Here is a 14,045-nt window from a genome sequence, read left to right on the forward strand (position 1 = left end):
CTCCGTTTCACCGGAAATGCTCTAGGTTTTTGTTTTTGCCGCATTATCCGACGCCGAAGCGATGCCGCTTCGGCTGGAAATGCTCTAGCCGGGGAACACCCCGCCATGATCCGCATCCAGCACGATGGAGAGCGACACGTTGCGCGGGCGCGTGACGGCGAACAGCACGGCCTCCACCACATCCCGGTTGGTGGCGCGCTCACTCTTGGCCCGCCCGGGCGCCTCCGCCCATGCGGGTTCGCCGGGCTGGATGTCGTCCAGATCCGGCGGGTGCACGATGATCGAGCGGACGGGTGTGCCCGACAGCATTTGCCGCAACCCTTCCGCAATCGCCGTCTGGCCGCGCTTGGCGGCGTAGAAGGGAACGGAAACACCGTCGAGCATTGCATTCGCCAGGCCGCTTACCGAGCCGATGGTCACGATATCCGGGTTGGCGGAGCGGTGGAGAAGCGGAAGAAGGCCCTGGCTGAACAGGAATGTGCCGGTGACGGCGGAGTTGATGACGCCGAGGACCGTCTCGACCGGGAGCGGTTCGTCCCGCGCCTCCAGCCACATCGCGCCGTTGTTGATCAACAGGTCGACATGCTCGTACGCGCCGGTGATCGCGTCGACCGCCTGGCGCACGTTTTCGCTCTCGGCGAGGTCCATGGCGATGCAGGCGGGGCGGCGGCCCGTGGCGCTGGCGATCGCGTCGGCCAGCGTTTCGAGCGCCGCGAGGTTGCGGGCGCATAGGACCAAGTCGCACCCGGCCTCCGCCAGAGACGTGGCGAGTGCCGCACCCAGCCCGCGTGCTGCACCCGTGACAACGACAGTTCGCCCCTGCAATTCACCCATTCTTCGCGTCCTCGTATCTGCCGTGCGGAATCGGATTGTACCCGCTAAGACCTTGACCGGAAATGCCAAAACAAAAAGGCCCGGGAATGATCCCGGGCCTTTTGTTTGCTTGAGGCTGCCGATTACGCCGCGCGGCGGGATGGCGTGGCGGCGTAGCTTGCGCCGCCACCCAGCCGGAACTGCGCCAGCAGCGCGTTGAGCGCGGCTGCCTCGGTGGCGAGGCCGTGGCTGGCGGCGGTCTGTTCTTCCACCATGGCGGCGTTCTGCTGGGTGCCCTGGTCCATGGTGTTGACGGCGGTGTTGATCTCCTGGAGGCCGGTCGATTGCTCGCGGGCGGAGAGAACGATGGCGTTGACGTGGCCGTTGATCTCCTGCACCTCGCGCACGATCGCTTCGAGCGCCGCACCGGTCTCGTCGACCAGCGCCACGCCGGAGCGCACCTGTTCGCCCGACGCGGTGATCAGCGCCTTGATTTCCTTGGCCGCATTGGCCGAGCGCTGGGCGAGTTCACGCACTTCCTGCGCTACGACGGCAAAACCCTTGCCGGCTTCACCTGCGCGGGCGGCCTCGACACCGGCATTCAGCGCCAACAGGTTGGTCTGGAAGGCGATGTCGTCGATGACGCCGATGATGTTGGAAATTTCGCCCGAGGACTTTTCGATGCCCTGCATGGCCGAGACGGCACGGCGCACCACCTCGCCCGACTTTTCAGCGCCGGCGCGGGTGCGCGAGACGAGCGAGCCGACCTCTTCCGCGCGACGCGTCGAGTCCTTGACCGTCGTGGTGATCTCTTCCAGCGCAGCGGCAGTTTCTTCCACGGAGGCGGCCTGCTGTTCCGTGCGGCGGGCGAGGTCGTCGGCGGCCGAGCGGATTTCCGTGGCACCCGCATCGATGGCGCGGGCGTTCTGGCCGACCGTCGTCATCGCGGTGTGCAGCTTGGTGACGGAGTGGTTGAAGTCGGTGCGCAGGCGATCGAGGTGGCCGGCGAAGGGCGCGTCGATGCGGTGGGCGAGATCGCCGTCGGCAAGGCGGCCGAGACCATCCGCCAGCGCCTCGACAGCGTGCTGGATTTCGGCCACTTCGCGCGCCTTCAGGGCTTCGCGGTCGCGGCGTTCGCTTTCGGAAAGCACGCGGCCCTCCTCGGCGGCGTTTTCGAGGCGGGTGCGCTCGATGGCATTGGCGCGGAAGACGGCGACGGCGGCGGCCATGCGGCCGATCTCGTCGGTGCGCTCCTGGCCGGGGATTTCGGTGGTGACGTCGCCCGAGGCGAGCTTGTCCATGGCACCCGTCATGTCCGTGACCGGACGCACGACGAGGCGCGACAGCACGGTCGCGAGGAAGCCCATCATGACGACGACGGCGAGGATGGTGGCGATGGTCGCCGCAATGCGGAACTGGTCGATCGCCGCATAGGCCATGCCGCTATCGATGGTGAAGCCGAGATACCACTCGACCGACGGCAGGCCGGTGACCGGCACGAAGGAGACGAGCACGGGCTTGCCGGCATAGTCCGTATGGGTGATGCCGCCGCCGATGGCCGGCGTCGTCTGCGGGAAGGCATCGGCGAGCGACTTGGTGACCAGCGCCTTGTCCTGGTGCACGAGGATCTGGCCGTTCTTGTTGACGAGGAAGGCGAAGCCCGTGCCGCCGAGATCGACCGAGTTGACCATGTCGACCAGCGACTTCAGCGAGAAATCGCTGCCGGCGACGCCGAGCAGCTTGCCGTCGCGCTTGACCGGGGTCGCGGCGCTGATGATCAGGTCGTTGGTGGAGGCGTCGGTATAGGGCTCAGTCAGCACGCTGCCATTCGCCTTGACGGCATCCTGATACCAGGGGCGCTGGCGCGCGTCGTAGCCTTCCGGCATGTCCGACTTCGGCCACATTGTGAAGGTGCCCGCCTCGTCGCCGACATAGGTGGTCATGAACTGGCCGACCAGCACGTCGTTCTGCAACACGGCCTCGATGCCGGCGGCGTCATTGGCCTTGCCGGCGGCGTTTCCGGCCATTTCGGTCAGCGCCACGCGGGCGTTCAGCCAGTTCGCGATGCTCTGGGCGGCCTGCTTGCCTGAACTGTCGATGCTTTCCTCGACGGAGTTCGTCAGCACGCCGCGCTGCAAGCTGTCGATATAGAGGGAGAAGCCGGTGAAGGCGGCGACGACGACGAGCGACGCGACGACAAGGATGCGCGTCATCAGATTGGAGCGCTTGGACATGGGCGCGATGTTCCTTCGGAAGCGCCTCGCCAGGACGGCGGGCGCATGGTGCTGAACGGCATGCCGGAAAGGCGAGTGTCGGGCGCATCATGCGGCCGCCGGCACGGAGCACCGGAGAATGGCCGCACCCTAGGAAAACGTGTTTAAGGCCCTCTTAAAATTGATAGACCACAAATTGCAGCCGACCCCTCCCGGCCACGGAAATCCGCTCAGCGGCGCGCCATGAAGGCCTCGAAGGCGGCGCGCGCTTCCGGGCTTTTGAGCTGTGCTGCGAAATGCCCCGCCTCCTCGTCGATGCGCGTGGCCACCGCGCCGCGGTCGCCGCGAATGAGGTTCCGGGCAATCGCGAGCGCCTTCGGCGGCTTGGCGGCAAGCCGCGCTGCGGCGGCAAGCGTCTGTTCTTCGACTGCACGCGGTTCGACGACGGCATAGACGAGGCCCGCATCGCGCGCGGCAGTCGCGGAAAAACCGTCGCCTGCGGCAAGCAGCGCGAAGGCGCGCTGGTGGCCCATCAGCCGCGGCGCCAGCAGGCTGGAGGCCGCTTCCGGCACCAGCGCCAGGTCGACGAAGGGCGTGCGGAATTCCGTGCGGATCGAGGCATAGGTGAGGTCGCAATGCAGGTGGATCGTCGTGCCGATGCCGATCGCCAGGCCATCGACGCCGGACACCAGCGGCTTGCCATGGGCGGCGAGCGCATGCAGGAAATCGATCACCTCGCGGCCCATCGTGCCGCCCATGGCGAAGGCCATGAAATCGTTGAGGTCGTTGCCGGCGGAAAAGCAGCCCTCGGAGCCGAGGAAGACGGTCGCCCGCACCGCCTCGTCCGCGTTAGCAGCCGTCAGCGCATCGGTCATCGCCTGGTACATGGCGCGCGTGATGGCGTTCTTCTTGTCGGGGCGGTTGAGACGGATCACCATGACGCCGGGGGCGTTTTCCGGGCGTTCGATCAGGATGTGGTCGGTCATTGTGTCCTCTTCTTCCGAATGATGTCCGTGCCGCCCTCGGCAGGTTTCCCCCGGGCAGACCGGGCGCGTCGTTTCGATTTGAGCAGGGTTCCAACCCCCTGCCAATCTCCCCCATCAGGGGGAACGTTGGCAGGCAGAGGGGGTAGCGGCGGCCTCAGCCCAGAACCGCCCGCGCCGCCGCGAGGCTCGCAGCACCAAACACAACGCGATCCCGCAAGGCCGCCGTTTCGCCGATGATGTTTTCCGCAGCAAACCGGCAAAGCGCGGCGCGCTCCGCGTTGCGGCCGTCGCCGCCGTCGGCGAGTGCGCCCTTGGCGAGGTAGGCGCCCGTCAGGACGAGGCCGAAGAGGCGCTGGTAGGGGGTGGCGCCGGCGAGCGCTTCGGCTTGCTTTCCTTCCGCGAGTGTCGCGAGCAGCCATTCGGTGGCGGCTTCGAGGTCGGCGATGCTGGCCTCCAGGCGGGCGCCGGTTTCGCCGAGTGCCGGCGTGTTGACGGCCCCGGCCTTGGCGGCGATGTCTCGCAGTTCCGCGATGAAGCCGCGCACATGGGCGCCGTCCGACAGCGGCAGTTTGCGCGTGACGAGGTCGATCGCCTGGATGCCGTTCGTGCCCTCATAGATCGGCGCGATGCGGGCGTCGCGGAACAGCCGGGCGGCGCCCGTCTCCTCGATGAAGCCCATGCCGCCATGCACCTGCACGCCGAGCGAGGAAACATCGACGCCGGCATCGGTGGCAAAGCTCTTGGCGATGGGCGTCAGGAGGCTGGCGCGCTCGCTCCAGTGTTTCGCCTCCTCGCCATGCGCCCGGTCGACGGCGTGGGCGCAGGCATAGGTGATGGCGCGGGCACCCTGGGTCAGCACCTTCATGGTCAGGAGCATGCGGGCGACATCCGGGTGCTCGATGATCGGGCTCATGCCCGCCCCCTGCCAGCCGGGCGCCTTGCCCTGCGTGCGGTCCTTCGCATAGGCGATCGCCTTCTGCGTCGCGGCTTCGGCGATCGCCACGCCCTGCATGCCGACAGCGAGGCGGGCATTGTTCATCATGGTGAACATGCAGGCGAGGCCGCGGTTTTCCTCGCCCACCAGCCAGCCGATCGCGCCGGCCTCCTCGCCGAAGCGGCCGTCGCCGTAGATCATCGTGCAGGTCGGCGAGGCGTGGATGCCGAGCTTGTGTTCGATCGAATGGCAATGGGCATCGTTGCGGGTACCGAGCGAGCCATCCTCGTTGACCAGGAATTTCGGCACCAGGAAGAGCGAGATGCCCCGCGTGCCGGCCGGCGCATCCGGCAGGCGGGCGAGCACGAGATGCACGATATTGTCGGTAAAGTCGTGTTCGCCATAGGTGATGAAGATCTTCTGGCCGAACAGGCGGTAGGTGCCGTCGCCGCGGCGTTCCGCGCGGGTCTTCATCACGCCGAGGTCCGAGCCGGCATGGGGCTCGGTCAGGTTCATCGAGCCCATCCACTCGCCCGAGACCATCTTCGGCAGATAGGTGGATTTCAGATGGTCGGAACCGTGCACCGTCAGTGCCTCGATCGCGCCGATCGTCAGCGTCGGGCCGATCGCGAAGGCCATCGAACCGCTGTTCCACATTTCGAGCGCCGCGACATGCAGCATGTGGGGAAGCCCCTGCCCGCCGAAATCCGGAGAGGCGGTCAGCGAGTTCCAGCCGCCTTCCGCCCAGGCCTTGTAGAGCGCCGGCCAGCCGTCGGGCATTTTCACCGCGCCGTCGGCAAAGCGGGCACCCTGCTTGTCGCCGATCTCGGCGAGCGGGGCCACCTCCTCGGTGGCGAATCGACCGGCTTCGGAGAGGATCGCGTCGACGAGGTCGTCCGTGAGATCGCCGAGATGGCCGCCCTCCAGCGCGGGTGCCAGCCCCGCCACATGTTTCAGCGTGAACGCAATCTCCTCGACCGGCGCCTTGTACATGTCTATCCTCCTCCACGACGTGCTGGCGGGCAGATTATTGATTTTTACGTAAACGTCAACTTTTCCGACGCAAATCCCCAAACGGAAACAGGCCGGCCGGTGATTAGACCGGTCAGCCTGCTTCCTGTGCCGGGGGGACCGTCCGGCACTTTAAAATCGTCCCTTAGCTATAGGGCGAGATGCACTGGCGACGCGGGCCGCCATAGGGCTGGTACGTGTTGTCGTAGGCGCGATACGAACGGTAGCGGTTTGCGCACCAGTTCACATGCGAGCCGCCACCACCGACATAGCCGCGGTCATTGGCGATCGCGCCGCCGATCACAGTGCCCACGCCGAACGCGGCGAGCGGGAACCAGAAGCCATTGTGGTAGCGATAGCCGTTGCGCTGGTAGCGGTAGCCGCGGTGGCCACGATACCATCCGTTGCGGTAGCCGCGGTCGCCACGCCAGCCGACATCACGGTCACGGCCGCGCCAGCGGCGGCTCTCACGGGAGTAGCGACGATCGTTGCCCCAGTTGCGGCCGCGGTCAAAGCGTTCAGCGCGCCAGGTGCTCCCACCGCGCCGCCAGATACGGCGATTGTGATCGCGCACGAGCTGCACCGAAGTGCCACCTTCGGTGGCAGTCGACTGAATCTTGGCGACGGGAAGCGGCATGGCGCTTGCCGGCACGACCGGCGTGGCGGCGAAAAGCGCCGACATCGCCACCGCAAGGACTTTATTGATAAACTTCATGACAATTCTCCCTAGGCGTGCCCTTCAGCATTTGCTCGAATGGCAATTTGAACGCGAAACGCACGAGAGTCCCTTTCGTTCCATATGCGGTCTTCCCGCGCGCGTTTCAATGGCTCGGGTCGTCACAAATTCGGGAGCCTTGTTCTGGAACCTTGGGCGGATTAGCGCTCCGTTAACCATGTCTCGCTCACCATGCTCGCTTGATCCGGCGCGGGATTCGAACAGGAGCGTCCATGAACCCGAAGCATCTTTCCGGCCTGGCGGCCCTTATCCTCCTGGCGGCCCTGCCCTTTTCGGCCCGCGCGGTCGATGTGGAACCGTGGAGAAAGCCGGAAAACGCCATCGTCATCGATGCCTACGAGTTGAACGAGATCGACTGGTCGGAGATGCTGTCCGACAAGCGCATCGCCGGCTTCATCTCGAAGGCCTCCGACGGCCTGCCGGAAAGCTATAGCTGCAAGGGCGAGCACAGCGGCGACACGGTGGCGCACTGCAAGACCATGTGGCGCAAATATGCGGTGAGCCGCGAACTTTACGAGACCCGCCGTCTGCTCGCGCGCGCGAAGGGCCTGCTCTGGGGCGCCTATCACCTCGCCCGGCCGGGCAACCCGGTCGACCAGGCCAACCATTTCCTAGACTATGCCAATCCGCAGGACGACGAGATGATGGTGCTGGATATCGAGGGCATCGATCCGGACACCTACATGTCGCTCGAAGATGCGCAGGTCTTTGCCGGCCATATCAAGACGCGCACGGGCCGCTATCCGGTGCTCTACACCAACCATTCGACCGCGCGCTATATCGCCGCGCACCGCGACGAATACCGCATCCTGTCGCGCCTGCCGCTCTGGTATGCCCGCTACAAGCCGGGCATCGAGGGTGCGTTCCCGATGGGCAACTGGGACAATTATGCGCTCTGGCAGTTCTCCGCCGGCGTCAACTGCTCGAAGCGCCGCTGCCCCTACCGCGTGAAGGGCGCGCTCAATGACATCGACGTCAACGTCGCGCCGATGAGCAAGGCCGCGCTCGGCAAGGCCTGGGCCTTCGGCGGCCTGGTGCCGGAAAAACCCTTCGAGCCCGTGGACCAGATGCTCACCGCCTCCATCCCCACCGGCGGCGCGCTGAAGGCGACCGTCGAGGCCGCAGCCTCCATCGGCGCCGAGGCACAGACGACCGGCGCCGTCACACTCGCCTCCGGCACGACAACGTCGTTCCCGGTGTCGGTGACGGCCGAAGTTCGCGCCGGCCTCGCCGTCAAGGGTGCCGCGACCGCGACGCTTGGGCAGCGTGTGGTCGACGTGACGCCGTTGAACTACCAGGATTTTTGAGAGGTCGCTGGGTAGATGGAGACCCGCATTTAGGTCGCGTGCTTGATCCCCTCTGCCCTGCCGGGCATCTCCCCCTCAAGGGGGGAGATTGGATGGAGCAGGCGTTTTGCCCAAAATAAAGGGTGCCTTTGAAGCAATGTCCTTGCCTCTTGCCGATCTCCCCCCTTGAGGGGGAGATGCCCGGCAGGGCAGAGGGGGGACGGCGCCACTCCGACTCACGCCTCGATCGATACATCCCCGATCGGGCGCGAGCAGCAGGCGAGGATGTAGCCTTCCTCGATTTCGTCGTCGAGGATGCCGCCGTTGTGGCGCATGTCGACTTCGCCGGAGACCTTCATGACCCGGCAGGCGCCGCACAGGCCGCCCTCGCAAGCGGCACCGATGCGCACGCCGGCTGCGCGGGCGGTTTGCAGGATCGTCTGGCCGGGCGGGCATTTGGCGTCCTTGCCGGCCATGGTGAAGGTGACGTTCGAGATCGCCTCGGCGTCCACCTCGCCCGCACCGCCGCGAATGGCGAGCTCTTCGGGCGCGGGTGCCGCAGCCGGCTGGAAGCTCTCCTCGTGGTAGCGCTCCATGTTGAAGCCGCAGACCTTCAGCATATCGCGCACGCCGCGCATGAACGGTTCCGGGCCGCAGCAGAAGACGGTGCGATCGCGGAAATCGGGTGCCAGCAGCGAGAGGCGGGCGGCATCGATGCGGCCGCGCAGGCCGTGCCAACCGTCGCGCGGATTGTGCCCCTCGACCACGAAGCCGAGCGCGAGGTTCGGCATGTGGGCGGCGAGACATTCGAGCTCCGCCTTGAACAGCAGGTCCTCCGGCTTGCGCGCGCAGGTGACGAAGGCGACATCCGACTGCGGCGCGCAATCCGACATCCAGCGCGTCATCGACATCATCGGCGTCACGCCGGAGCCGGCCGAGATGAACAGGTACTTTTCCGCCGGATAGCGGACGAAGGAAAAATCGCCGAGCGGGCCGAAGGCCTTGAGCTTCACGCCGGGGCGCAGGTTGTCGAACATCCAGCGCGTGCCGATCGAGTTCTTCTGCACCTTCACCGTCACGGAGACGGCGAAGGGGCGCGAGGGCGTCGAGGACAGCGTATAGGTGCGCATCACCGGATCGTCCGGCGCCGCCGGCAGTTCCAGCGTGACGAACTGGCCCGGCAGGTAGCGGAACCAGTTGTCGCGATCCGAACGGAACGTGAAGGTCATCACATCCGTCGTCTCCGCCGTCACGGCGATGCATTCCAAGAGGTGCTGGCGATCGTTCCACGGATGGAGTTCGTCGAAATGGTGGAAATGGCTCGCGACCGTCATGTCAGGCCACCCGCGAGAGCGGCTTTTTGGCGCCGTCGAGCCGTTCGATCATGAAGTTGGCGTACCATTCGACGAACTGCATGACGCCGCCCTCGTCCTCCGGCGAATAGGGGCCGGGCTGGTAGGCGGGCGAGCGGATGCCGAAGGCGTTTTCCTCGACGATCCGGCGGTCCTGGTCGTTGGTCTCGGTCCAGACATGGGTGAGTTCGTCGAGACGATAGTCGATGCCTTCCACCGCGTCCTTGTTGACGAGCCACTTGGTGGTGACCTGCGTCAGCTCCGGGCCAAGCGGGATGACACGGAAGGTGATGGCGTGGTCGGCCAGCACATGGTTCCACGTCGTCGGATAGTGGAAGAGCAGCAGCGTGCCGATATGGCTTTCCAGCACGTCGCTCGACAGCGGGCGCTGGACGGCGCGCGCGCCGGACATGGTGTAGCTCTCGGCGTCCTGGATGAGCGGCATGCGCGCGGCGCGGAACTGGCCCGTCGGCGACATGCGGAACTCGCTCGGCAGGCCGGCCGCCTCGCACTTCGCCCAATGCTCGGCGATGACGGGATCGTCCTTGGCGCCCTGCACGCCGGTGGCGCTGGGGGCTTCCGGATAGGTGCGGCAGAGTTCCGGATGGTTGGCGGCGCAGTGGTAGCACTCGCGGTTGTTTTCCCAGACGAGCTTCCAGTTGCCCTTTTCGATGATCGTGCTTTCGAAGGCGACCTTGGTTTCGCCGAGGCGATGGCGCGCGAGATAGGGCTCGACCAGATTGCGGAAGGCGGAGAAATCCGGGGCCTGATCTGCCAGGCAGATGAAGATGTAGCCGCCGACCGTCTCGCAGTGGATCGGCTTCAGGCTGTGCTGCGTCTTGTCGAAATCCTCCGCCATGTGGCGGGCGAAGAGCAGCGAGCCATCAAGTTCGTAGGTCCACTGGTGATAGGGACAGACGAGTTTTGCCGACGTTCCCTTCTGCTGGTTGCAGACGCGCGAGCCGCGGTGGCGACAGGAATTGTGCAGCGCGCGCACCGTGCCCTTGCGGTCGCGCGTGATGACGACGGGATAATCGCCGACCTGGACGGTGAAATAATTGCCGGCCTTGGGGATCTCGCAATCATGGCCGATGAACAGCCAGTCGCGATACCAGATCGTCTCCATGTCGAGCTTGTAATGGTCGGGGTCGATGTAGAAGGCCTGCTCGAGGCTGTAGCCATCGCGCCGGTTCTTGAGCTTGCGGAGCACGTCGCTGCGAATGTCCATGCCGGATCCTCGGATAATCTAAATTGGGGCTGAGGCGCACGGAAGAAGACGGCATCCGGACGGCAAACCGCACGGAATGCACGCTTCCCAGCCGCCCGCCGCAGCCAGTCACGATCGTTTCTCCAGGCTGGTTTCCGGGCTGAGGAGCGTTCTGCGGGGCGTGACCTTGTCGGGTCATTCCTTCCGAACCGTCGCGGCGCCTTCCCAGACCTCCCGTCCAGTGACGTATGCCGCGTCTTGCTCCAACACCGTTGCGGGGGCAGCGCCGGATTTTAACCGGCTTCCCAATTCTCCAAACTCCTTTCGGGAGCGTGGCACCTTGAGTGTGCTTATCTAACCGCAAGAATCGTCGCGCGACATGTCGAAAAACGACATGCCATCATGATTTGGCGACAGGATTTTTGCGTGGTTAAAAAGCGGGACGCCGAGATTTCTGCATATATGTCAGGGTGATATGCCTAGCTTTGCGGCAGGATGCCCATCCCCTCGGCAGTTTGCTGCCCATGATCATGCTCTTGTCATATTGCGACCCGCCGCATGTGCCTGCGAGGAATGGGGAGCGGACCGGAAAGGATTGTTTAACGTCGTTTGCATAAACTTCCCAGCGATCAAGGCGCTAGGATGGGGTGCTCGCCACGTGCAGCAGACGAAGTTCCGATATTACGACGCCGTCGCCTACAAGCGCGCGAACCCGCCCAAATCCGCCGTGCACACGGAATTCCTGCGCACCGGCCGCATCGATCGCAACCTTGACTGGCTGCCGAGCGAGAAGCGCTATCTCACCTACCAGGAGGTCGCGGAGCGCACGGGCCGCAAGCTGGAGCGGGCGGGCACGGTCACACATGACCGCATCAACGGCTTCCACCGCTCGATCCAGTTTCCCAAGCTGATCTTCCACCGCACGCTCGCCCACACGCCGCATCTCGGCTATTGCCACATAACCGTCGCCAATTCGCGCTTTGCCGAATTCGAGAGCGTGCAATGGGCCTTCTACATGGCGAACTTCTTCGCCGACATTGGTGACGAGGAGCAGTTCTTCGCCGGCATTTCGCAGAAGCCGGGCCGCATGTATTTCGCCGTCGCCATCGTGCCGGGCGAGGAGGAAGGCCGCTTGCGGATCGACCGCAAGGTGCGCGGCAACGGCGTGATTTTTCGCACGGACGACCCTGCCCTTGCCATGAAGAACGTGCTGATGCTCGGCGCGCGCGACGAGGCGCTCCGCAAGATCATCCGCGCCATTTGAAGCTAAAGCGCATGTCGTTATCGCAAAACCGCTGCACACTTTTGCGCGACATGCTTTAGGCTCTATAAAGCAGCCATTCCTTGCCCGCCGGCACTTCGTCGCCGCGGCCATAGACGATCACGAGATCACCGCCCGCGCCCTTTGCCTCCGCAAGCGCCCGCTCGCAGGCGGACGAGAGGTCGAGCGCACTGTCGGCGCGGTCCGACATGCAGACACCGGCCGAAAGCGTCAGGTGGCCGAGGTTGCGGCCTGTGCGCGGATCGCGCAGCGCCATCGTCTGGAAGGCGGCGCGCAGCAGGTCGATCAGCCGCGTCACTTCGCTTTCGTCGGCGGTGTGGAACAGGAAGCCGAAGCGCAGGCCATCGATGCGCACGGCAAGCTCGCCGGCCGGGAAAACCTGGCGGATCAAGCCGCCATAGAAGCTCACGAGATGCTCCGACAGGGCTTCGATCTGCGCGGGCGAGAAGCGGCGGTCGGCATCGACCTCGGCGACCGCGACGCCGCAGAGCATCGGCAGGTCCGGATTGGAATAGATGCGGGCGAGCGCCTTGTTGAAGGCGCGGCGGTTGCCGAGCTTGGTCGGCGGATCGACGAATTTCATCGCCTCGAACTCCGCCATCTCCTTCTGGATACCGTCCATGACGGCCGATTGCGCGGCGACCTTTTCCGCCATTTCCGCCGTGTGGGTGACACGCAGCTCGGTCGCCCGTTGCAGGGCTTCGAGCGACGAGCCGAGCGCGCCCTCGCCCGCCGCGCTGCGGATGACCTGCGAGGCCTCGCCGATCAGGCGGCCATAGTCGGACAGCGACGAGCGCTCCTGGCTGAGCAGCTCCATGAAATTGCCCATCTCGCTGCTGATCGCGCCGGCGGAGCGTTGCAGCACGCTCGCCTCATGCTGGTGCGGCAAGTATTTGCGCCCGAGTTCGTCGAGGGCTGCCTGCGTCTTGTATTTGCCGAGGGCGATAAAATCGCGCACCAGATCCGGGTTGCAGCCGGCATAGGCCTCGTAGACCAGCTCGTAATTGCGCGGCAGGCCATCGATGCCCATCTGCTTCATGGCCGTTGCAACGCGGAGCGCGATATCGGTCGTCGAGGATTTCTTGTGAGCCATCAATGCGGGACCTGTGTGCGGGACTTTTCACCCCTTCGTAACAGCGCCCGCTTTCGGTGGCTCTAATCGGGTCGCTTGCATTTTAGGCAAACCGCCGGCCCTTGGCATTTCGCGGCAAAGAACGGTAAAGGAGGCCGGGAGCGACGGAAGGGCGAGATGGCAGATATCGTGGATACGCGGACGGAACCGGAGGCGGCCCTTGCCCGCGCGTGCGAGGTGCTCGGCCGCGGCGTGCCCGTCGCCATTCCCACCGAGACGGTCTATGGCCTCGCCGCCGACGCCACCAATCCGCTCGCCATCACCCGCATCTATGAAATGAAGGGCCGGCCGCGCTTCAATCCGCTGATCTGCCACATGGCCGACCTAACCATGGCGGAACGGCATGCGGTCTTCGATCCGCTGTCGCGGCAGATCGCCGAGGCCTTCTGGCCGGGCCCGCTGACGCTGGTGCTGCCGATCCGGCCGGACAGCGCCATCCATCCGCTTGCCCGCGCCGGGCTGGACACGGTCGGCATCCGCGTGCCGACGGGGTTTTCGAGCCGGCTGCTCGCCGCCTTCGGCCGGCCGCTGGCGGCTCCGAGCGCCAATACCTCCGGCCGCATCAGCCCGACCACCGCCCGCCATGTCGCCGAGGATTTTGGCGCGAAGCTGGCGCTGGTGCTGGATGCCGGGCCGGCCGTCGTCGGGCTCGAATCCACCATCCTCAAGGTCGAGGGCGAGACGATCCGGCTGCTCCGGCCCGGCGGGCTCGATGCCGCGGAGGTCGAACGCGTCACCGGCCGCCCGGTGCTGCGCAACGACAAGGCGGGCGCGACGATCGAGGCGCCGGGCATGCTCGCCTCGCATTATGCGCCCGATGCACCCGTGCGGCTCGATGCCCGCGAGGTGCGGCCGGGCGAGGTGCTGATCCGCTTCGGCGGCACGCCGCTGCCGGGCGAAGCCGACGCGGCGCTCGTACTGGATCTGAGCCCGGACGGCGATCTCGCGGAGGCGGCCGCCAATCTCTTCGGCTATATGAAACAGGCGGATGCGACGGGTGCTGCCGCCATCGCCTTTTCGCCGATCCCCTCGACCGGCCTCGGCGAGGCGATCAACGACCGTTTGCAGCGCGCCGCCGCGCCCCGCGGATAAA

General features: G+C 65.6%; 11 protein-coding genes and 1 riboswitch. Of the genes, 3 read left to right on the plus strand and 8 right to left on the minus strand.

What is annotated here, in order from left to right; translation table 11 throughout:
- Positions 1–84: 84 nt before the first annotated feature.
- From AC1RWL_RS24225 to AC1RWL_RS24245, 5 genes are all read right to left on the minus strand, one after another.
- The gene (locus AC1RWL_RS24225; RefSeq protein WP_493095737.1) at positions 85–834 is read right to left on the minus strand and encodes an SDR family oxidoreductase; all 750 of its coding nucleotides are present in this window, start codon (positions 832–834) and stop codon (positions 85–87) included.
- Positions 835–956: 122 nt separating this feature from the next.
- Positions 957–3,047 carry a methyl-accepting chemotaxis protein McpU gene (gene mcpU / locus AC1RWL_RS24230; protein WP_493095738.1) on the minus strand — a complete coding sequence of 697 codons (2,091 nt, stop codon included), beginning with the start codon at positions 3,045–3,047 and terminating at the stop codon, positions 957–959.
- Between the two features lie 209 nt (positions 3,048–3,256).
- A complete protein-coding gene (locus AC1RWL_RS24235) occupies positions 3,257–4,012 on the minus strand; it encodes a crotonase/enoyl-CoA hydratase family protein (protein ID WP_493095739.1) in 756 nt (251 codons plus the stop codon).
- 154 nt (positions 4,013–4,166) lie between these two features.
- Positions 4,167–5,939, minus strand: a complete 1,773-nt coding sequence (locus AC1RWL_RS24240) for an acyl-CoA dehydrogenase family protein (RefSeq protein WP_493095740.1) — start codon at positions 5,937–5,939, stop codon at positions 4,167–4,169.
- 163 nt (positions 5,940–6,102) lie between these two features.
- A complete protein-coding gene (locus tag AC1RWL_RS24245) occupies positions 6,103–6,672 on the minus strand; it encodes a BA14K family protein (RefSeq protein ID WP_493095741.1) in 570 nt (189 codons plus the stop codon).
- A gap of 233 nt (positions 6,673–6,905) precedes the next feature.
- Between AC1RWL_RS24245 and AC1RWL_RS24250 the strand changes: the two genes are divergently transcribed.
- Complete coding sequence (locus AC1RWL_RS24250) at positions 6,906–8,000, plus strand: glycoside hydrolase family 25 protein (protein ID WP_493095742.1); 1,095 nt, start codon at positions 6,906–6,908, stop codon at positions 7,998–8,000.
- 215 nt (positions 8,001–8,215) lie between these two features.
- On the opposite strand, the gene AC1RWL_RS24255 is transcribed toward AC1RWL_RS24250, so the two are convergent.
- Both AC1RWL_RS24255 and AC1RWL_RS24260 read right to left on the minus strand, forming a co-directional pair.
- Positions 8,216–9,313 carry an FAD-binding oxidoreductase gene (locus AC1RWL_RS24255; RefSeq protein ID WP_493095743.1) on the minus strand — a complete coding sequence of 366 codons (1,098 nt, stop codon included), beginning with the start codon at positions 9,311–9,313 and terminating at the stop codon, positions 8,216–8,218.
- Between the two features lies 1 nt (position 9,314).
- The gene (locus AC1RWL_RS24260; RefSeq protein WP_439629851.1) at positions 9,315–10,559 is read right to left on the minus strand and encodes an aromatic ring-hydroxylating oxygenase subunit alpha; all 1,245 of its coding nucleotides are present in this window, start codon (positions 10,557–10,559) and stop codon (positions 9,315–9,317) included.
- A gap of 108 nt (positions 10,560–10,667) precedes the next feature.
- Positions 10,668–10,896, minus strand: a riboswitch (cobalamin riboswitch).
- A 300-nt stretch (positions 10,897–11,196) separates the two neighbouring features.
- Here AC1RWL_RS24260 and AC1RWL_RS24265 point away from each other — a divergent pair.
- The gene (locus tag AC1RWL_RS24265; RefSeq protein ID WP_493095744.1) at positions 11,197–11,802 is read left to right on the plus strand and encodes a DUF6656 family protein; all 606 of its coding nucleotides are present in this window, start codon (positions 11,197–11,199) and stop codon (positions 11,800–11,802) included.
- Between the two features lie 55 nt (positions 11,803–11,857).
- Here the strand turns inward: AC1RWL_RS24265 and AC1RWL_RS24270 are convergent, their stop codons facing one another.
- Complete coding sequence (locus tag AC1RWL_RS24270; protein WP_439629849.1) at positions 11,858–12,913, minus strand: diguanylate cyclase domain-containing protein; 1,056 nt, start codon at positions 12,911–12,913, stop codon at positions 11,858–11,860.
- Positions 12,914–13,069: 156 nt separating this feature from the next.
- Here AC1RWL_RS24270 and AC1RWL_RS24275 point away from each other — a divergent pair, with 156 nt between their 5' ends.
- Positions 13,070–14,044, plus strand: a complete 975-nt coding sequence (locus AC1RWL_RS24275) for an L-threonylcarbamoyladenylate synthase (protein WP_493095745.1) — start codon at positions 13,070–13,072, stop codon at positions 14,042–14,044.
- The last annotated feature ends 1 nt before the right edge of the window (position 14,045 follow it).

This window comes from Shinella sp. GW821-FHT10F02, assembly GCF_058809275.1.